The organism is Fulvimonas sp. R45 (genome assembly GCF_030504985.1).
Classification (GTDB): domain Bacteria; phylum Pseudomonadota; class Gammaproteobacteria; order Xanthomonadales; family Rhodanobacteraceae; genus Rhodanobacter_A.
Genome location: NZ_JASERU010000001.1, coordinates 1 through 17,994, shown reverse-complemented (window position 1 = coordinate 17,994; position 17,994 = coordinate 1). Strand labels below are relative to the sequence as shown.

The window sequence follows — 17,994 nt, the reverse complement described above, 5'->3', positions numbered from 1 at the left end:
TTTCACGCCGCGTCCGCCGGGCCTGCACGCGCCGCGCGGAAGCATGGCGCTCCACCGCACGACGGAGCGCCCATGGCCACGCGCAGCGACGACATTCGCTTGTTGAACGAGCTGGTCGAGGTCACCATCGACAGCATGGACGGCTACCGCGCGGCGGCCGGCGACAGCGGGGAGCCGGGCCTGCGCGAGCTGTTCCGCTACCGCGCGCAGGAGCGCCGCATCGCCAGCGAGCTGCTGCGGCGGCAGGTCCGCGCGCTGGGCGGCGAGCCGCGCGACGAGGGCTCGGTGCTCGCCTCGGCCCATCGCGTCTTCATGAACCTGCGCAACCGCGTGCAGGACGACGACGCGGCGGTGATCGCGGAAGTCGAGCGCGGCGAGAACCACATCCGCGCGAAGTACGAGGCGGCGCTCGCCGCGGGGCGGCTGACGCCGTCGTCGCGCCATGCGGTGCTGCAGGCCTACGAATCGGTGCTCACCGGGCAGGACGAGGCCAGCCACATGGCGCACGCCCTGCATCCCGGACAGGACCGGGAATGAGGATGGCAGCAGGCGCCAGCCGTGGAGGCGCCTGCGGCCGGGGAGCAGAGGTTCCGTCTTGCGGCATGATGATGCGTGCATGAGTCTGCCCGGCACGCCCCCTCCGATGACGCATCCGTCCCGTCACGCTGCGCTGGCGGTGCTGCTGCTCGGCGTGGCCGGACAGGTGGCGGCCTTGCCGGCGCGGCAAGGCGAAGCCGGGACGCAGCCCAAGCGTCCGGTGACCGACCTGCCCAGGCTCGTCGTGCACGCCGGCCGCCTGCGGCTGCCGCCGTTCGACCTGCCCGCCGCGGTCACGGAGGTGGACGTGGCGCCGGCCCGCGCCGGGCGGCCGGGCGTGGACCTGTCCGAGGCGCTGGTCGGCGTGCCCGGCATCCTGGCGCGCGACCGCCAGGACCGCGCGCAGGACGAGCAGATCTCCATTCGCGGCTTCGGCGCGCGGGCCAGCTTCGGCGTGCGCGGCGTGAGGATCTACGTGGACGGCATCCCCGCCACCATGCCCGACGGCCAGGGCCAGGTCTCGCATATCAACCTCGACGCGGCCGCGCGCATCGAGGTGATGCGCGGTCCGTTCTCGGCCCTGTACGGCAACGCCTCGGGCGGCGTGGTGCAGGTGTGGAGCGCCGACGGCACGCCGCGGCCGGTGACCGTGCTGGGCGTGGACGCCGGCAGCCGCGACCTGTTCCGCTACAGCGCGGACACCCGCGGCAGCGCGGGGCCGGTGGGCTACAACGTGGCCGCGTCGCAGCTCGTCGACGGCGGCTATCGCCGGCACGGCCGCGCGCGGCGCGCGTCGGGCAACGCGAAGTTCGGCATCGACATGGGCGGCGGGCGGCACCTCACCCTGGTGCTGAACACGTTCGACCAGCCGGTGGCGCAGGACCCGCAGGGGCTGACGCGCGCCGGGCTGCACGCCGACCCGCGCGCCGCCAGTCCGTCCTCGCTGGCGTACGACACGCGCAAGAGCACGCGGCAGAACCAGCTCGGCCTGGTCTACGAGCAGACGCTGGGCGAGCGCGACCGGCTGCGCGCGATGGCCTACGGCGGACAGCGCGGCGTGCTGCAGTTCCTGTCGATCCCGGTGGCGACACAGCGCGACCCGCTGCAGCCCGGCGGCGTGGTGGGGCTGGACGCCAACTACGCCGGCGCCGACCTGCGCTGGACCCACGACGGCGCACTGGCCGGCGGCGACTACCGCTTCGCGCTGGGCGCCAGCCTGGACGACGAAGGCCAGCTCCGGCGCGGCTACGAGAACTTCGTCGGCGACCGGCTCGGCGTGCGTGGCGCGCTGCGCCGGGACGAGCGCGACGACGTGCGCAACACCGCCGCCTACGCGCAGTGGTACTGGCGCTTCGCGCGGCGCTGGGCGCTGCTGCTCGGCCTGCGCCACGACGAGGTGCGCTTCCGCGCGCGCGATTTCTACGTCACGCCCGCCAACCCGGACGACAGCGGCGGCGTGCGCTACCGCGCCACCACGCCGGTGGCCGGCCTGCAGTTCCGCGCCGGCGCGCGCCTGCGGCTGTACGCCAGCTACGGCAAGGGCTTCGAGACGCCGAGCTGGAACGAGCTGGGCTACCGGGCGGACGGCCGTCCCGGTCTCGCCTTCGACCTGCGCCCGGCGGTCAGCCGCAACGTGGAGCTGGGCGCGAAATGGCGCAGCCGGAGCGGGCTGGCGCTGGAGGCGGCGGTGTTCCGCGCCGACACCCGCGACGAACTGGCGGTCGGTTCCAGCGCCAACGGCCGCTCCACCTACCGCAACCTCGGCGACACGCGCCGGCAGGGCATGGAGCTTTCGCTCGACGGCGAGCTGGCGCCGGGATGGCGCCTCCGCGCCAGCTATACCCGGCTACAGGCGCGCTTCGAGAGTGCCTTCGCGGCCTGCGCCGACCGCACCTGCGCGCCGCCGGGCGTGCGCGTGCCGGCCGGTACGCGCATCCCCGGCGTGCCGGCTTCCTATGGCTCGCTGCAGCTCGGCCACGGCGGCGACACCGGCTGGCGCGAAGGCCTGACCCTGGCCGGCTTCGGCGCGGTGACGGTGGACGACACCGGCAGCGCGCGCGCGCCGGGCGGGCTGCGCATCGACCTCGACGCGGGCTACGCGTTCCGGCTCGGCGCCGACGCACGCCTGCTGCTCACCGCCCGCCTCGACAACGTGGCGGACCGCCGCCTGGTCGACGCGGTGGTGGTGAACGACGCCAACGGCCGCTACTACGAGCCGGCGCCCGGCCGCAGCCTGATGCTGGGCGCGCGTCTCACGTTCTGACCCGGGCCGGCACCTCTCTGCGGGACGTCGCGCCTCGCACGCATTCCATACACGACTCCTTTTCGACCCGCTGCCTAGCGTGATGCCCGATACCACCAGGGAGCCCATCATGCCTTCGAGGCCGTACATCACATCCATCGTCTTCATCCTGATCGGGCTGGCGCTGGTCGTCGGCGGCGTGTGGCTGGTCGCGCTCGGCGGCTCCTGGTACTACCTGCTCGGCGGCATCGGGCTGGTCGTGACGGGCGTGCTGGCCTGGCTGCGCAGCCGCTGGACGACCTGGCTGTACATGCTGGTGCTGCTGGGCACCCTGGTCTGGTCGATCGCCGAGGCGGGGCTGGATTTCTGGCAGCTGGAAGTGCGCCTGGTGATGCCGGTGATCCTGGGCATCTGGCTGCTGCTGCCGTGGGTGCTGCGCAAGCTGGAACCGGCCGAGCCGGCCACGCGCCGCGGCGGCGTGGCCGCGCTGGGCGTGGCGGTGGTGCTGTGCCTGGTGGTGGGCGTGATCGCCGCCTGCCGGCCGCGTGGCATCGACGGCCGCGTGCAGCTCGCCGCCACGGCGGGCACCGGCTACGACGCCAGCGTGCCGCCGCAGGATTGGCTGTTCTACGGCCGCACGCCGCGCGGCGACCGCTACTCGCCGCTGGACCAGATCAACCGCGGCAACGTGAAGCACCTGAAGCTGGCCTGGAGCATGCACACCGGCGATACCATGCGCCCCGGAGAGGACAAGGGCGGCACCGACGCCGGCCACGAGTTCAACTTCGAGGACACGCCGATCAAGGTCGGCGACACGCTCTACGTCTGCACCGGCCACAGCTGGGTGGAGGCCATCGACGCGGCCACCGGCAGGAAGAAGTGGACCTACGACCCGCACGCCGACACCCGGGCGGACGTCTACCTCGCCTGCCGCGGCGTGGCCTACTACAAGGCGCCGCCCGGCACGCCCACCGACTGCCCCGAGCGCATCATCGCGCCGGTGCTCGACGCGCGCCTGATGGCGCTGAACGCGCAGACCGGCAAGCCCTGCGAGGACTTCGGCACGCACGGCTTCATCTCGCTCAAGGAATACCTGGGCCACGTGCCGGCGGGTTTCCACTTCATCACCTCGCCGCCGCTGGTGGTGAACGACCGCGTGATGCTGGGCGGCTGGATCTACGACAACCAGGCCACCTTCGAGCCCTCCGGCGCGGTGCGCGCGTTCGACCCGCTCAGCGGCAAGCTGATCTGGGCCTGGGACGTGGGCCACGATCCCGAGAACTGGACCCCGCGGCCGGACCAGCAGCTCACCCGCGGCACGCCGAACGCCTGGGGCGCGTACACCGCCGACACGCAGCTGGGCCTGGTCTACCTCCCGATCGGCAACGCCACGCCGGACTACTACGGCGGCAAGCGCCGGCCGTTCGACGAGAAGGTGTCCAGCTCGGTGGTGGCGGTGGACATCGAGACCGGCGCGCCGCGCTGGGTGTTCCAGACCGTCCACCACGACCGCTGGGACTTCGACGTGCCGACCGGCCCGTCGCTGGTGGACCTGCCCGCGCCCGGCGGCGGCACCGTCCCCGCGCTGCTTCAGACCACCAAGCGCGGCGAGCTGTTCCTGCTCAACCGCGAGACCGGCAAGCCGATCGCCCAGGTGCAGGAGAAGCCGGTGCCGCAGGGCGCGGTGCCGGGCGATTGGAGCAGCCCGACCCAGCCGTTCTCCACCGGCATGCCCACGCTGGCGCCGAAGGACCTCACCGAGGCCTCGATGTGGGGCGCCACGCCGATCGACCAGATGGTCTGCCGCATCCAGTTCCGCAAGGCGTACTACAAGGGCCAGTTCACCCCGCCGCAGCTCAACCGCGACACCATCGTCTATCCCGCCTTCGACGGCGTGATCGACTGGCAGGGCGCATCGATCGACCCGGTGAACAAGATCCTCATCGCCAACGCCAACTACATCCCGTTCCGGATCAGCCTGGCGCCGCGCGGCCCGGCCATGCGGGAGGGCCTGGTGCAGCCGTGGAACGGCGCGGGCAACGAGCCGCCGGTGAAGGGCGGGCTGGCGCCGCAGTACGGCACGCCCTACGTGGGCAAGGTGCATCCGTGGCTGAACCCGCTCGGCGTGCCGTGCAACTCGCCGCCGTGGGGCACGCTCACCGCGATCGACCTCACCACGCGCAAGATCGTGTGGCAGCACCCGATCGGCACCACCCGCGACGCCGGTCCGTTCGGCATCCACTACAACCTGCCGCTGCCCACCGGCATCTTCAACATCGGCGGCAACATGGTCACCGCCGGCGGCTTGGTCTTCATCGGCGCCACCGCCGACGACTACCTGCGCGCGGTGGACGAGCGCACCGGCAAGGTGGTGTGGAAGGCGCGCCTGCCCGCCGGCGGCCAGGCCAACCCGATGTCCTATGAAGTGGACGGCCGCCAGTACGTGGTCATCGCCGCCGGCGGCCATGCCGGCCTCGGCACCCGCAGCGGCGACTACGTGATGGCCTACGCGCTGCCGCAAGGCAATGGGAAGCACTGAGCGGCGCGGCCTGGCCGATGCGGCGCCCGCCCGTTTCAGGGCGAAGCCATCGAGGATGCCGGCGGCACGTTGCCGTTCGACGGGTGCACGCCGTTGCGGTGGTACAGCACCGCGCGCCACGCGCCGAGCAGGAGGATCGCGACCAGGGCGACCACGAAGACCGCCCAGGCGATGCGTCGCCATTTGCGTCGATGCCTTGCCATGGCGCCGCACGCTAGGCCTTGCCGTCTGACACGTACGTGAAGGTTTTTTGCCCCTCATCACATGCGCGGTGTGTCCAAAAGCCCCTCTCCCGCTTGCGGGGGAGGGGTTGGGGAGAGGGCCCGGCAGCGCCGCCACGCCACGCTCCGCACTGGCCCTCTCCCGGCTGTCGCCACCCTCTCCCACAAGTGGGATGCATCCGGCTACTGGATGCCGGACATGCAGCGCATACGTTGTGGGTATTCGAAATCATTCGGACAGCAGCGTGCCTGAGCCGGGATGACGGGCACGCGCCCATCACGCAGGCGCCTTGCCGCGACGTGCACGCCGGTTCTGCCCGCCTTTCACCGATACGCCCCTAGGTTCGGGCCTCCCGACCGACGGAGCACGGCATCCAGACCCGCGATGAGCCAGGTCTTCCATCCACGCTTCGGGTTCCGCGCCCGGCTGGCGCTGCTCGGCGTGCTGGTGCTGATCGTGGGCGGCTGCCTGGCCTGGCGCGGGATGACGGGCGACCCGCACCGCCTCGGCGAGCCGGTGGCGCAGCCGGTGCCGTTCAGCCACAAGCACCACGTCGGCGACGACGGCATCGACTGCCGCTATTGCCACGCCGATGTGGAGACCTCGGCCTTCGCCGGCCTGCCGCCGATCTCGACCTGCATGACCTGCCATTCGCAACTGTTCACCGACACCCCGATGCTCCGCCCCGTCGTGGACAGCTGGCGCAGCGGACGCGCGCTGCACTGGAACCGGGTGTACCAGCTGCCGGACTTCGTCTACTTCGACCACAGCATCCATGTCGCCAAGGGCGTGGGTTGCGTCACCTGCCACGGCCGCGTGGACCGCATGCCGCTGACGCGCCGCGTGGTGCCGCTGTCGATGAAGTGGTGCCTGGACTGCCACCGCGACCCGCAGAAATACCTGCGCCCGCGCGAGCGCGTGTTCGACCTGGACTGGCATGCCAGGGACCAACGGCGGCTGGGCCTGCGGCTGGTGCGCGCCTACCGCATCGACACGGCGCGCCTGACGGACTGCTCGGTATGCCACCGCTGAGGCTGCCGCCCGGGGTGATGGCGACCGCGCGCCGGCGGCTCGGCGGCACGCAGGGCGCTCGCTTCTGGCGCTCGCTGGAGGAACTGGCCGGCGAGCCCGGCTTCGCGCGCGAACTGGACGGTACGCTGGGCCGCCTGCCCGAGCCCGACTCGCCCGGACGTCGCCGTTTCCTGCAGCTGCTCGGCGCCTCGCTGGCGTTCGGCGGGCTGGCCGCCTGCAGCGGGCCGCCGGCGGAGCAGATGGTGCCGTGGGTGTCGCGCCCCGGGGACATGCCGGCGGGGCAGCCGAGGTTCTACGCCACCGTGCTGCACGATGCGGGCGACGTGCTGGGCGTGCTGGCGGAAAGCCGCGAGGGTCGCCCGACCAAGATCGAGGGCAACCCGGCGCACCCGGCCAGCCTCGGCGCCACCGGCGCGCTGCCGCAGGCCGCGGTGCTCGACCTGTGGGACCCGGACCGCTCGCAGGCGCCGCTGCGCAACGGCGTAGCCAGCAGCTGGGACGTCTTCGCCGCCGAGGCTTCGGACTGGCGCGCGCGCTTCGCCCTCGACGGCGGCGGCCTCGTGGTCGTCGGCGGCGCGCTGGTCTCGCCGACCTTGCGCGCACAGCGCGAGGCTTTCCTGCGGCGCTTCCCCGGTTCGCGCTGGCACGCGTACGAGGCGGTCGGCAGCACGCAGGCGGAGCAGGGCGCGCGGCTGGCGTTTGGACGTCCGTTGCTTCCGCGCTACCACTTCGAGCAGGCCGACGTGATCGTGGCGCTGGAAGCGGACTTCCTGGGCGGGATGCCGGGCCGCGTCGCCTACGCGCGCGCTTTCGCCGGGCGTCGCCGCCCCGAGGGACCGCACGGCATGAACCGGCTCTACGCGCTGGAAGGCACGCCCTCGCTCGCCGGCGCGATGGCCGACCACCGCTGGGCCCTGCGCTCGTCCGCGATCGCGCTGGCGGCGCTGGAATTGGCGCGCGCGCTGGACGTGGCGGCCCTGCCGGCCAGCGCGCCCAGCGGCCTGCCGCCGGCGCAGCTCGCCGCGCTGGCGGCGGACCTGGTGGCGCATCGCGGCCGTTCGTTGATCCTGGCGGGCGAGTCGCAGCCGCCGGAAGTGCACGCGCTGGCGCACCTGCTCAACCAACGCCTGGGCAACGCGGGACGGACGGTGGACTACATGGCGCCCGCCGTGCCGGCCGAACCGGAGGCGCTGCCCGGACTGGCCGCGGCGATCCGTGCCGGCCAGGTGCACACCCTGGTCCTGCTCGACAGCAACCTGGCCTACGCCGCGCCCGCCGGACTGGGACTGGACACGCTGCTGCGCCAGGTGCCGCAAGTAGTGCACTGGGGCCTGCACCGCGACGAGACCGCGCAGCTGGCCGCATGGCATCTGCCGGCCAGCCACGCGCTGGAGGCCTGGTCCGACGCGCAGTCCTTCGACGGCACCGTCGCCATCGCGCAGCCGCTGCTGGCGCCGCTGTACGACACGCGCTCGGTGCACGAGTTCGTCGCCGTGCTGATGGGCGAGACCGTGCAGGACGGCCATGCCATCGTGCAGTCGTACTGGCGCACGCAGCCGGGCGACGACCCGGAAGCCTGGCGCGGGCGCGTGCGCGGCGGCGTGGCTCAGCCGGCGCCACCGGCGGAGCCGGCTGTCGCCAGCGCGGCCTTCCTGCACGACTGGCAACCCGTGGCCGCGGACACGCCGCTCGAACTGCTGTTCCGCCCCGACCCCACCGTGTGGGATGGTCGCCACGCCAACAACGGCTGGCTGCAGGAACTGCCTAAGCCGCTCACCCAGCTCACCTGGGGCAACGCGGCTTTGCTCGACCCGCAGCTCGCCGCGCGGATGGGCCTGTCCAACGGCGACGTGGTGGCGCTGGACTGCGCGGGCCGCCGCGTGGAGGCGCCGGTGTGGATCATGCCGGGGCAGGCGGCGGGCTGCGTCACCGTGCACCTCGGCTACGGCCGCCGCCATGCGGGCCACGTGGGCGACGACCTGGGCTTCGACGCCTACCGCCTGCGCGGCGCGCGCGCGCCGTGGATCGCGCCGGGCCTGGCGCTGGCGAAGACCGGCCGCCGCGTGGCGCTGGCCTCCACCCAGGACCACTTCCGCATCGAGGACGACGCGCCGGTGCGCGAGCTGGACGCCGCCGCGCTCGCTTCCGGCACGCCGCTGCGGCAACCGCCACCGCCCAGCTTCTATCCGCCGCAACCGCAGGGCGAATACGCCTGGGGCATGACGGTGGACCTCAACGCCTGCATCGGCTGCAAGGGCTGCAGCATCGCCTGCCAGGCCGAGAACAACATCCCCGTGGTGGGCGCCGACCAGGTGCGGCGCGGGCGCGAGATGCACTGGATCCGGGTGGACCGCTACTACGCCGGCGATCCCGCGCGGCCGCGCCTGTACCACCAGCCGGTGCCGTGCATGCACTGCGAGCACGCGCCGTGCGAACTGGTCTGCCCGGTGGGCGCCACCGTGCACGACAGCGAAGGATTGAACGTGCAGGTCTACAACCGCTGCGTCGGCACCCGTTTCTGTTCCAACAACTGCCCGTACAAGGTGCGGCGCTTCAACTTCCTGCAGTATAGCGACCTGACCGGCGAGGCGCTGAAGGCGCAGCGCAACCCCGAGGTCAGCGTGCGCAACCGCGGGGTGATGGAGAAATGCACCTACTGCATCCAGCGCATCGAGCGTGCGCACATCGCGGCCGACCGGGGGAATCGCGCGATCGCCGACGGCGAGGTGGTGACCGCCTGCCAGGCGGCATGCCCCACCCAGGCGATCCGCTTCGGCAACCTGCACGATCCCGGTAGCGAGGTCAGCCGCGCGCACGCCTCGCCGCGCAGCTACGACCTGCTGGAGGAACTGAACACGCGCCCGCGCACCAGCTACCTGGCGCGCGTACGCAATCCCAACCCGGCGCTGGGGGACGAAGCATGAGCGGGCGCGACGCCCTCGCGCCGCACGCGCTGATCGCGCCCGGGCAGACTCCGGCGGCGATCAGCGCGAAGGTGGCCGGGCTGGCGCTGCGCCCGCGCGGCGGCCGGGCATGGCGCCTCGCCACGCTGGCCGCGCTGGCGCTCACCGCGTTGCTGGGCGTAGGCATCGCGGTGCTGCTGGTGCGCGGCGTCGGCATCTGGGGCGTGAACATCCCGGTGGCGTGGGCGTTCGCGATCGCCGACTACGTGTGGTGGATCGCGATCGGCATGGCCGGCACCTTCATCTCCGCGGCGCTGTACCTCACCCGGCAGCCGTGGCGCTCGCCGCTGAGCCGCTACGCCGAGTCGATGACGGTGTTCGCGGTATCGGTGTCGGGGCTGTTCCCGATCCTGCACCTGGGCCGACCGTGGTTCTTCTACTGGCTGGCGCCGTACCCCGACCGCATGGGCGTGTGGCCGCAGTGGCGCAGCGCGCTGACCTGGGACTTCTTCGCCATCCTGGCCTACCTGCTGGTCTCGCTGATGTACTGGTACGTGGGCCTGCTGCCCGACCTGGCCACGCTGCGCGACCGCGCCGCCACGCGCGCGAAGCAGGTGGGCTACGGCCTGCTGGCGCTGGGCTGGCGCGGCGAGGCGCGGCACTGGCGGCGCTACCGCACGCTCAGCCTGGTGCTGGCGGGGCTGGCGGTGCCGCTGGTGTTCTCGGTGCACAGCATGGTGGCGCTGGATTTTTCCGAGGGGCTGCTGCCGGGCTGGCATTCCACGCTGTTTCCGCCGTTCTTCGTCGCCGGCGCGCTGTTCTCCGGCTTCGCCATGGCGCTGGTGCTGGGCGTCCCGCTGCGGCGCTGGTTCGGGCTGGGCGACTACATCCGCGAGATCCACCTCGACCGGCTGGCGAAGATGGTGCTGGCGGCGGGGCTGGTGGTGGACTACAGCTACGCGGCCGAGATCTTCATGGCCTGCTACGGCGGCGACCGCCACGAGCTGGCCGCGCTCGCCGCGCGCGTCGGCGGCGCCTACGCCTGGGTGTTCTGGACCGTGGTGGGCTGCAATGTGGTGTCGATCCAGGCGCTGTGGTGGCCGCGGGTGCGGCGCTGCGAGGCGGCGCTGTTCGCGATCGGCGTGCTGGTGCTGGCCGGCATGTGGCTGGAGCGCTTCATGCTGATCGTGGACAGCCTGTACCGCGGCTTCCTGCCGTCGAGCACCGGCCTGTTCCACGCCACGTTCTGGGACTACGCCTTCCTGGCCGGCTCGGTGGGGCTGTTCCTGCTGCTGTTCCTGCTGTTCGTGCGCTGGCTGCCGGTGCTGTCGATGTTCGAGCTGCGCCGGCTCGCGGCGGAGGAGGCACGCGCATGAAGCGGCGCGACGCCTACGGCTACCTCGCCGCCTGGTGCGCGCCCGGCGCGCTGCTCGATGCGCTGCGCCGGCTGCGCACGGCGGGTTACCGTCGCATCGACGCCTACACGCCGTATCCGCTGGACGAGCTGGACGTGCTGCTGCCCGCGCGCGCGGACCACGTGCGCGGCTGGGCGCTGATCGGCGGCTTGCTCGGCGGCCTGGGCATGCTGGCGCTGGAGTACTACTCGGCGGCGATCGACTACCCGATCCGCGTGGGCGGCCGGCCGTACGCGAGCTGGCCGGCCTTCCTGCCGCCGGCGCTGGAGATGATGTTCCTGTTCGCGGCGCTGGGCGCGGTGCTGGCGATGCTGGTGGGCAACCGCCTGCCGCGGCTGCATCACCCGGTGTTCGACGCGGCGTGCTTCGGGCGCGCCAGCCAGGACCTGTTCGTGCTGGTGGTGCGCGGGCGCGATCCGCACTACGACGCCGAGCGCCTCGCCGCGCTGCTGGCGCCGCTGCAGCCGGCGCACGCGCAGGAGCTGGCGCGATGAGGCGGCCGTCGCGATGGCTGCTGCTGGCCTGCGCGCTGGGCGCCACCGCGGGCTGCGAGCGCGCGATGCACGACATGTACGCGCAGCCGAAGTACAAGCCCGGCGCAGCCAGCCCGCTGTTCCCCGACGGCGCCGCGGCGCAGGCGCCGCCGGCCGGCACCGTGCCGCTGGCGCAGGGCGAGTGGGCGGGCGCGTCCAGCGGCCGGCGCAAGGCAGTCGCCGCGCCGCTGTCCGGCATGGCCTTGCTGCGGCGCGGCCGCGAGCGCTACGACATCTACTGCGCGCCCTGCCACGGGCTGGACGGGCAGGGCGATGGGCTGGTCGCGCAGCGCGGCTTTCCCGCGCCGCCGTCCTACACCGAGCCGCGCCTGCTGGCGCTGTCGCAGGCGCGCATCGCCGAGGTGATCCGCGACGGCTACGGCGTCATGTATCCCTACGGCGACCGCGTGGACGCGCGCGACCGCCGCGCCATCGCCGCCTACGTACGCGCGCTGCAGCTCAGCCAGCACGCGCCGGTGTCGCGGCTGGGGCCGGACGACCTGGCGCACCTGGCGGGGAGCGTGCGCTGATGGCCGGCCGGCCGCCCCTGCGGAACCTCGCACGCCTGGCGTGGCTGCCGCCGCTGGCGCTGGTGGTGGCCGGCTTCCTGCTCGCCGGCGACGGGCTGCGCGCCGCGCTGGGCGCCTACCTGGCGGCGTGGCTGCTGGGACTGGCGGTGGCGCTGGGCAGCATGTCGCTGGTGTTCGTGCACGTGCTCACCGGCGGCGCCTGGGGGCGGCGGCTGGGCTCGGAACTGGCCGCCGGCGCGCGCCTGCTGCCGTGGGTGGCGCTGGCGGTGCTGCCGTTGCTGGCCGGCATGCACTGGCTGTTCCCCTGGCTGGGCGGCGCGGCGGGCGATCCGGAGCTGGCGCGCCAGCACTGGTACCTCAACCTGCCGGCCTTCCTGCTGCGCACGCTGCTGTGCCTGGCGCTGTGGGGCTGGCTGGCCGCCGGCGTGGCGCGGCGGCGGCCGTGGCGGCAGGGGCAGGCCGCCGCGGGCCTGATCGTGCTGGCCGTCACCAGCTTCGTGGCCGCGGTGGACTGGATCATGTCGCTGGTGCCGCGCTGGCATTCCACCGACATCGGCCTGCTGCTGTTCAGCGCGCAGGCCCTGCTGGCGTTCGCGCTGGCGCTGTGCGCGTCGCGCGCCGGCCCGCGCGGCGACGCCGACGCGGTGGCGCGCGACTGCGGCAACCTGCTGCTGGCGCTGGTGCTGGGCTGGGCCTACGTGGCCTTCATGGACTACCTCACCGCCTGGGTCGCCGACCTGCCCGCCGAGACCGCCTGGTACCTGCCGCGCCTGCGCGGCGGCTGGGGCGGCGTGGCGCTGGCCCTGGTCGGGGTGGGCCTGGTGCTGCCGTTCGCCGCGCTGCTGTACGGACGGGTGAAGTCGTCGCGGCGCGCGCTGGCCTGGGTGGCCGGCGTGGTGGTGCTGGCGCAGGGCCTGAACGCGCTGTGGCTGGTGCTGCCCGGCATGGCGCCGGATGGCGTCACCGCGGCGGCCGGCGCCGCGCTGGTGTTCCTCGGCATGCTGGCGCTGGGGGCGTTGGCCTGGCGCGCCGCCCTGCGCCGCGAGCGCAGCCGCTGGGCGGCGCTGGAGAGCCTGGCGTGAGCGGCCACGAGAACCATCACCTGGACCAGCGCGCGCTGCTGCTCACCGCGGCGTGGTCGGGCGCGATCCTGCTGGCGATGCTGGCGGTGGTCTACCTGCTGTGGCGGCGGCTGGTGCCGCCCGCGCAGACCGTGCCGGCATCGATGGTGCCGCCGGCGCCGCGGCTGCTGCCCGACCCGGCGCGTGAGCGCCATGCGGTGGAGCGCGCGCAGATCAGCCGGCTGGAAAGCTGGGGCTGGGTGGACCACGCGCATGGCATCGCGCACATTCCGATACGGCGTGCGATGCAACGGGTGGCGGCCAGCGCCAGTGCGGAAGCGCCTGCCGGGCCCGCCCCGGCCGGCACGGCGGCGACGGCGGCCGAGGCGGCGTCGCATCGCCCGGGGAGGGCGCGATGAAGACGCCGCGCTTCGCCTGGCCGGCCTTGCTGCTGGTGTTGTCGACGGGCATCGCGGCGCGCCCGGCGCAGCCGCCACCGCCGCCGGCGAACCTGTCGCAACGCGCGGGCTTCGACCAGAAGCTGGGCGCCACGCTGCCGCTGGACGCGCGCTTCGTGGACGCCGACGGCCACGAAGCCAGCCTGGCGCGCTGGATCGGCGACCGTCCCGCGCTGCTGATGCTGGGCTACTTCCGCTGCCCCAACCTGTGCGACGCCTCGATGCAGGCGCTGGCGCACGCGCTGGTGCGCGCCAAGCTGCGGCCAGGCGCGGACGTGGACGTGCTGTTCGTCAGCATCGACCCGCGCGAGACCATCGCCGACGCGCGCCACAGCCGCGCCATGCTGGCAGCGATGGCGCCGCGCGCGGAGGCATCGTCATGGCGCTTCCTGCGCGGCGACGCGGTGGCGGTACGCGCGCTGGCGCAGGCAGTGGGCTTCCGCTACGAGTACGACCCGCGGCTGCAACAGTTCGTGCACCCGGCCGGCGCGGTGGTGGTGAGCGACCGCGGGCGGGTGAGCCAGTACCTGCTCGGCCTCGACTACCCGCCACGTACCTTGCAGCTTTCGGTGGCCGCCGCCTCGCACCACCTGCTGGGGCACCTGGTGGACCGGCTGGTGCTGCTGTGCTGCGGCTACGACCCGGCCACCGGGCGCTACACGGTGGTGGTCACGCGCGTGATGGCGTACCTGGGCAGCGCCTCGCTGCTGGCGCTGCTGCTGTGGCTGGGCTGGCTGCAGCGACGCAGCCGGAGGGGCGCATGAGCGCGTCGTCGCTGCCGCAGGCGTCCAGCTATGCGCCGGCCGTCGACCATCTGTTCGACGCCATGCTGCTGCTGTGCGGTGCGGTGGCGATAGGCGTGTTCGCGGTGATGTTCGCGTTCTGCATCCGCTACCGGCGCGGCCACGCGGCCGACCGCGAGGGCGGCAACACCCGGCTGGGCGTGGAGCTGGCCTGGACGCTGGTGCCGTTCGCGCTGTTCCTGGGCATCTTCGGCTGGAGCATCGGGCTGTGGGCGAAGCTGCGCACGCCGCCGGCGGACAGCGTGCCGGTCTACATCGTGGCCAAGCAGTGGATGTGGCGCGTGCAGCACCCGGACGGCACGCGCGAGATCGACACCCTGCACGTGCCGCTGGGCCAGCCGGTGCGGCTGGTGATGATCTCGCAGGACGTGGTGCACAGCTTCTACGTGCCGGCGTTCCGGGTGAAGCAGGACGTGCTGCCAGGCCGCTATACCGAGCTGTGGTTCACCGCCACGCGCGCGGGCCGCTTTCCGCTGTTCTGTTCCGAGTACTGCGGCGTGGGCCACCCCAGCATGCGCGGCAGCGTGGTGGCGATGGCGCCGGCGGACTACGCGCGCTGGCTGCACGCGCAGTCGTCGCCGGGCCTGGCCGCGCGCGGGGCGGAGCTGTTCCGTCGCTTCGGCTGCAGCGGCTGCCACGACCCCGGTTCGGGCGTGCACGCGCCGGACCTGCGCGGCCTGTACGGCGCGCCGGTGCCGCTGTCCGACGGCAGCGTGGTGCGCGCCGACGATCGCTACCTGCACGACTCCATCGTGCTGCCGCGCAGCCAGGTGGCGGCGGGCTACGCGCCGATCATGCCCAGCTACCAGGGCCGCATCGGCGAGGAGGACATCCTGGCGCTGATCGCCTACGTCAAGTCGCTCGAGGTGGAAGGAGGGCAGGGCCATGCGCATCCCTGAGTCGACCGGCTCGTACGCGCGCGACAACTACCTCAGCCAGGGACGACCCGGCCTGCGCGGCTGGCTGCTTACCCACGACCACAAGCGCGTGGCGATCCTGTATGCGCTGGCGATCACGGGCTTCTTCGCCCTCGGCGCGGTGGCGGCGGCGCTGGTGCGGCTGACCCTGGTGCAGCCGGACAGCCAGTGGATCTCGCCCGAGACCTACGACAAGTCGTTCACCTTCCACGGCATCGTGATGGTGTGGTTCTTCCTGATCCCGTCGATTCCCAACACGCTGGGCAATTTCCTGCTGCCGCTGATGATCGGCGCACGCGACGTCGCCTTCCCGCGGCTCAACCTGTTCAGCTGGTACCTGTTCATGCTGGGCGGGCTGTTCACCATCGCCACGCTGCTGCTGGGCGGCGTGGATACCGGCTGGACCTTCTACACGCCGTTCTCCACGATGTTCTCCAACACCCACGTGATCATGGCGGCGGCGGGCGTGTTCGTGTCCGGCTTCGCCTCCATCGTCAGCGGCATGAACTTCATCGTCACCGTGCACACCATGCGCGCGCCGGGCATGCGCTGGTTCCGGCTGCCGCTGTTCGTGTGGGCGATCTACGCCACCAGCGTGGTGATGATGCTGGCCACGCCGGTGCTGGCGATGACCCTGCTGCTGATCGCGCTGGAACGGCTGGCCGGGGTGGGCATCTTCGACCCCGCGCTGGGTGGCGACCCGGTGCTGTTCCAGCACTTCTTCTGGTTCTACTCGCACCCGGCCGTCTACATCATGGTGCTGCCGGCGATGGGCGTGACCAGCGAGCTGATCTGCTGCGGCGTGCGCCGGCGGGTGTTCGGCTACCGCTTCATGGCGTGGTCGATGCTGGGCATCGCCTTCATCGGCTTCCTGGTGTGGGGCCACCACATGTTCGTGGCCGGGCAGTCGATGTACGCCAGCATCGCCTTCTCGCTGCTCAGCTTCGCGGTGGCGGTGCCGTCGGCGATCAAGGTGTTCAACTGGCTGGCCACGATGTACAAGGGCGTGATCGATTTCCACGCGCCGATGCTCTATGCGCTGGGCTTCGTGGGGTTGTTCACGCTGGGCGGGCTGACCGGGCTGTTCCTGGCCGCGGTGGCGCTGGACGTGAGCCTCACCGACACCTACTTCGTGGTGGCGCACTTCCACTACATCATGGTGGGCGGCGCAGTGATGGCCTACCTCGGCGGCATCCACTTCTGGTGGCCGAAGATCACCGGGCGGCTGTATTCCGAGCCGCTGGCGCGCTTCGCGGCGATCCTGATGTTCGTCGGCTTCAACGTCACCTTCTTCCCGCAGTACGTGCTCGGCTACCTGGGCATGCCGCGGCGCTACCACGACTATCCGCCGCCGTTCCAGGCGCTCAACGTGGTCTCCAGCGCGGGCGCGGCGATCCTCGCCGTGGCCTACCTGCTGCCGCTGTGGTACCTGGGCCGCTCGCTGTGGCGCGGCGCCTCCGCCGGCCCCAACCCCTGGCACGCCACGGGGCTGGAATGGACCACGCCCTCGCCGCCGCCGCACGACAACTTCCCCGAACCGCCCGTGGTCGAGCGCGGGCCCTACGACTACCGCGACCCATGAGCACGCCGCAGCCTCTGGCGCATGCGCCGCAGTTCGACGACCCGACGCAGCAGCGCACGGCCGCGGTGCTGGGCATGTGGGCGTTCCTGGTCACCGAGGTGCTGTTCTTCGGCGTGCTGTTCGCCGGCTACGCGGTGTGCCGCTGGCGCTTCCCGGACGCCTTCGCCGCCGGCAGCCGGCACACCGACCTGCCGATGGGCGCGATCGAGACCGGCGTGCTGCTCGCCAGCAGCTGCGCCGCGGCGCTGGCTCTGCGCGACGTGCAGCTGGGCGGGCGGCGTGCGGCCACCCGGTTGCTGGTGCTGACCGCGGCGCTGGGCGCAACCTTCCTGGTGATGCACGGCTTCGAGTACACCGACGAATACCGCGAGGGCCTGGTGCCCGGCCTACGCTACACCCAGGACGGGCCGCTGGCGGGGAAGATGGAGTTCTTCTTCTACCTGTACTTCGCGATCACCGGGCTGCACAGCGTGCACGTGCTGGTGGGCGTGGTGCTGATGCTGGTGATGGCGCTACGCAACGCGCGCGGCCGGTTCCGTGCGACGTATTTCACGCCGGTGGAACTGGCGGCGCTGTACTGGCACCTGGTGGACATCGTGTGGATCTTCGTCTTTCCGCTGGTCTACCTGGTGGGGCGGGCCGGATGAACGCGCCGCACGTGCCCTCGCTGCGCAGCCACCTGCTGGCGTTGCTGGCGCTGTTGTTGCTGCTGGCGCTGACCACGTGGCTGGGGGTGCTGCCGCTGGGACGGTTCAACCTGGCGCTGGGATTGGCGATCTCGGTGGCCAAGACGCTGGTGGTGATGGCGGTGTTCATGCGCCTGCGGCACGGGCATCCGTTGCTGCGCATCCTGGCGGGGCTGGGTTTCGCGTGGCTGGCGTTGCTGGTGGGGATCACGCTGGCGGATTACTTCACGCGGGTGGGGGTGCCGGCGCCCTGGCCGTGATGGCCTCACGGTGCAGTTCTCTTGCTCCTTCTCCCCTTCGGGGAGAAGGTCGGGATGAGGGGCGGGTCTTGCGCCGCCCTCCATTGGTTTTTTGTATTGGCTTGGTCGCCAGGTTGCTCGCCTGCGGCGGGCTTTCGGGCGCCTGCCGGCGCCCGAGCTACTTCTCTTTGCTGGCCTGTATGGACCGGGGAGATGGGTTACACCCGTGCCAGGACATGGGTAACAGTCTAGTCGGCCTCGCGCATGTCGATGGTGGCGAGGCGGTGGTGGACGA

General features: G+C 72.5%; 16 protein-coding genes. 15 read left to right on the top strand and 1 reads right to left on the bottom strand.

Going from position 1 to position 17,994, the window contains the following annotated elements; all coding sequences use genetic code 11:
• The first annotated feature begins 72 nt into the window (after positions 1-72).
• The 3 genes from QMK61_RS00080 to QMK61_RS00070 all read left to right on the top strand — a co-directional run bounded on the left by QMK61_RS00080 (position 73) and on the right by QMK61_RS00070 (position 5,318).
• On the top strand, positions 73-537 hold the full coding sequence (locus QMK61_RS00080; protein ID WP_302069608.1) for a PA2169 family four-helix-bundle protein: 465 nt from the start codon (positions 73-75) through the stop codon (positions 535-537).
• 79 nt (positions 538-616) lie between these two features.
• Positions 617-2,800 (top strand): TonB-dependent receptor, encoded by a 2,184-nt coding sequence (locus QMK61_RS00075; protein WP_302069606.1) that lies wholly within the window; start codon positions 617-619, stop codon positions 2,798-2,800.
• A 109-nt stretch (positions 2,801-2,909) separates the two neighbouring features.
• On the top strand, positions 2,910-5,318 hold the full coding sequence (locus tag QMK61_RS00070) for a membrane-bound PQQ-dependent dehydrogenase, glucose/quinate/shikimate family (RefSeq protein ID WP_302069605.1): 2,409 nt from the start codon (positions 2,910-2,912) through the stop codon (positions 5,316-5,318).
• A 35-nt stretch (positions 5,319-5,353) separates the two neighbouring features.
• On the opposite strand, the gene QMK61_RS00065 is transcribed toward QMK61_RS00070, so the two are convergent.
• Positions 5,354-5,521, bottom strand: coding sequence for a hypothetical protein (locus QMK61_RS00065; RefSeq protein ID WP_302069604.1), 168 nt, complete (start codon positions 5,519-5,521; stop codon positions 5,354-5,356).
• 403 nt (positions 5,522-5,924) lie between these two features.
• Here QMK61_RS00065 and QMK61_RS00060 point away from each other — a divergent pair, with 403 nt between their 5' ends.
• The 12 genes from QMK61_RS00060 to QMK61_RS00005 are packed head-to-tail and all read left to right on the top strand — an operon-like array spanning position 5,925 to position 17,720.
• On the top strand, positions 5,925-6,572 hold the full coding sequence (locus tag QMK61_RS00060; protein WP_302069603.1) for a cytochrome c3 family protein: 648 nt from the start codon (positions 5,925-5,927) through the stop codon (positions 6,570-6,572).
• Complete coding sequence (locus QMK61_RS00055) at positions 6,560-9,496, top strand: Fe-S-cluster-containing hydrogenase (RefSeq protein WP_302069602.1); 2,937 nt, start codon at positions 6,560-6,562, stop codon at positions 9,494-9,496. The genes QMK61_RS00060 and QMK61_RS00055 overlap by 13 nt, the downstream gene beginning before the upstream one ends.
• Positions 9,493-10,851, top strand: a complete 1,359-nt coding sequence (nrfD, locus tag QMK61_RS00050) for an NrfD/PsrC family molybdoenzyme membrane anchor subunit (RefSeq protein WP_302069601.1) — start codon at positions 9,493-9,495, stop codon at positions 10,849-10,851. The genes QMK61_RS00055 and nrfD overlap by 4 nt, the downstream gene beginning before the upstream one ends.
• Positions 10,848-11,384 carry a DUF3341 domain-containing protein gene (locus tag QMK61_RS00045; RefSeq protein ID WP_302069600.1) on the top strand — a complete coding sequence of 179 codons (537 nt, stop codon included), beginning with the start codon at positions 10,848-10,850 and terminating at the stop codon, positions 11,382-11,384. Before nrfD ends, QMK61_RS00045 begins: the two co-directional genes overlap by 4 nt.
• Positions 11,381-11,953 carry a cytochrome c gene (locus QMK61_RS00040; RefSeq protein ID WP_302069599.1) on the top strand — a complete coding sequence of 191 codons (573 nt, stop codon included), beginning with the start codon at positions 11,381-11,383 and terminating at the stop codon, positions 11,951-11,953. Before QMK61_RS00045 ends, QMK61_RS00040 begins: the two co-directional genes overlap by 4 nt.
• A complete protein-coding gene (locus tag QMK61_RS00035; RefSeq protein WP_302069596.1) occupies positions 11,953-13,035 on the top strand; it encodes a hypothetical protein in 1,083 nt (360 codons plus the stop codon). Before QMK61_RS00040 ends, QMK61_RS00035 begins: the two co-directional genes overlap by 1 nt.
• The gene (locus tag QMK61_RS00030) at positions 13,032-13,433 is read left to right on the top strand and encodes a hypothetical protein (RefSeq protein WP_302069595.1); all 402 of its coding nucleotides are present in this window, start codon (positions 13,032-13,034) and stop codon (positions 13,431-13,433) included. The genes QMK61_RS00035 and QMK61_RS00030 overlap by 4 nt, the downstream gene beginning before the upstream one ends.
• Positions 13,430-14,236 (top strand): SCO family protein, encoded by an 807-nt coding sequence (locus QMK61_RS00025; protein ID WP_302069594.1) that lies wholly within the window; start codon positions 13,430-13,432, stop codon positions 14,234-14,236. The genes QMK61_RS00030 and QMK61_RS00025 overlap by 4 nt, the downstream gene beginning before the upstream one ends.
• The gene (coxB, locus tag QMK61_RS00020) at positions 14,233-15,174 is read left to right on the top strand and encodes a cytochrome c oxidase subunit II (protein ID WP_302069593.1); all 942 of its coding nucleotides are present in this window, start codon (positions 14,233-14,235) and stop codon (positions 15,172-15,174) included. Before QMK61_RS00025 ends, coxB begins: the two co-directional genes overlap by 4 nt.
• Positions 15,161-16,774 carry a cbb3-type cytochrome c oxidase subunit I gene (locus tag QMK61_RS00015; protein WP_302069592.1) on the top strand — a complete coding sequence of 538 codons (1,614 nt, stop codon included), beginning with the start codon at positions 15,161-15,163 and terminating at the stop codon, positions 16,772-16,774. Before coxB ends, QMK61_RS00015 begins: the two co-directional genes overlap by 14 nt.
• The gene (locus QMK61_RS00010) at positions 16,771-17,421 is read left to right on the top strand and encodes a cytochrome c oxidase subunit 3 (protein ID WP_302069591.1); all 651 of its coding nucleotides are present in this window, start codon (positions 16,771-16,773) and stop codon (positions 17,419-17,421) included. The genes QMK61_RS00015 and QMK61_RS00010 overlap by 4 nt, the downstream gene beginning before the upstream one ends.
• On the top strand, positions 17,418-17,720 hold the full coding sequence (locus tag QMK61_RS00005; RefSeq protein ID WP_302069590.1) for a cytochrome C oxidase subunit IV family protein: 303 nt from the start codon (positions 17,418-17,420) through the stop codon (positions 17,718-17,720). Before QMK61_RS00010 ends, QMK61_RS00005 begins: the two co-directional genes overlap by 4 nt.
• Positions 17,721-17,994 lie beyond the last annotated feature (274 nt).

Coding starts and splice junctions, on each gene's coding strand:
- QMK61_RS00070 (WP_302069605.1), top strand. CDS start 2,910: ATGCCTTCGAGGCCGTACATCACATCCATCGTCTTCATCCTGATCGGG.
- QMK61_RS00060 (WP_302069603.1), top strand. CDS start 5,925: ATGAGCCAGGTCTTCCATCCACGCTTCGGGTTCCGCGCCCGGCTGGCG.
- QMK61_RS00005 (WP_302069590.1), top strand. CDS start 17,418: ATGAACGCGCCGCACGTGCCCTCGCTGCGCAGCCACCTGCTGGCGTTG.
- QMK61_RS00040 (WP_302069599.1), top strand. CDS start 11,381: ATGAGGCGGCCGTCGCGATGGCTGCTGCTGGCCTGCGCGCTGGGCGCC.
- coxB (WP_302069593.1), top strand. CDS start 14,233: ATGAGCGCGTCGTCGCTGCCGCAGGCGTCCAGCTATGCGCCGGCCGTC.
- QMK61_RS00010 (WP_302069591.1), top strand. CDS start 16,771: ATGAGCACGCCGCAGCCTCTGGCGCATGCGCCGCAGTTCGACGACCCG.
- QMK61_RS00075 (WP_302069606.1), top strand. CDS start 617: ATGAGTCTGCCCGGCACGCCCCCTCCGATGACGCATCCGTCCCGTCAC.
- QMK61_RS00080 (WP_302069608.1), top strand. CDS start 73: ATGGCCACGCGCAGCGACGACATTCGCTTGTTGAACGAGCTGGTCGAG.
- nrfD (WP_302069601.1), top strand. CDS start 9,493: ATGAGCGGGCGCGACGCCCTCGCGCCGCACGCGCTGATCGCGCCCGGG.
- QMK61_RS00015 (WP_302069592.1), top strand. CDS start 15,161: ATGCGCATCCCTGAGTCGACCGGCTCGTACGCGCGCGACAACTACCTC.
- QMK61_RS00045 (WP_302069600.1), top strand. CDS start 10,848: ATGAAGCGGCGCGACGCCTACGGCTACCTCGCCGCCTGGTGCGCGCCC.
- QMK61_RS00065 (WP_302069604.1), bottom strand. CDS start 5,521: ATGGCAAGGCATCGACGCAAATGGCGACGCATCGCCTGGGCGGTCTTC.
- QMK61_RS00025 (WP_302069594.1), top strand. CDS start 13,430: ATGAAGACGCCGCGCTTCGCCTGGCCGGCCTTGCTGCTGGTGTTGTCG.
- QMK61_RS00055 (WP_302069602.1), top strand. CDS start 6,560: ATGCCACCGCTGAGGCTGCCGCCCGGGGTGATGGCGACCGCGCGCCGG.
- QMK61_RS00035 (WP_302069596.1), top strand. CDS start 11,953: ATGGCCGGCCGGCCGCCCCTGCGGAACCTCGCACGCCTGGCGTGGCTG.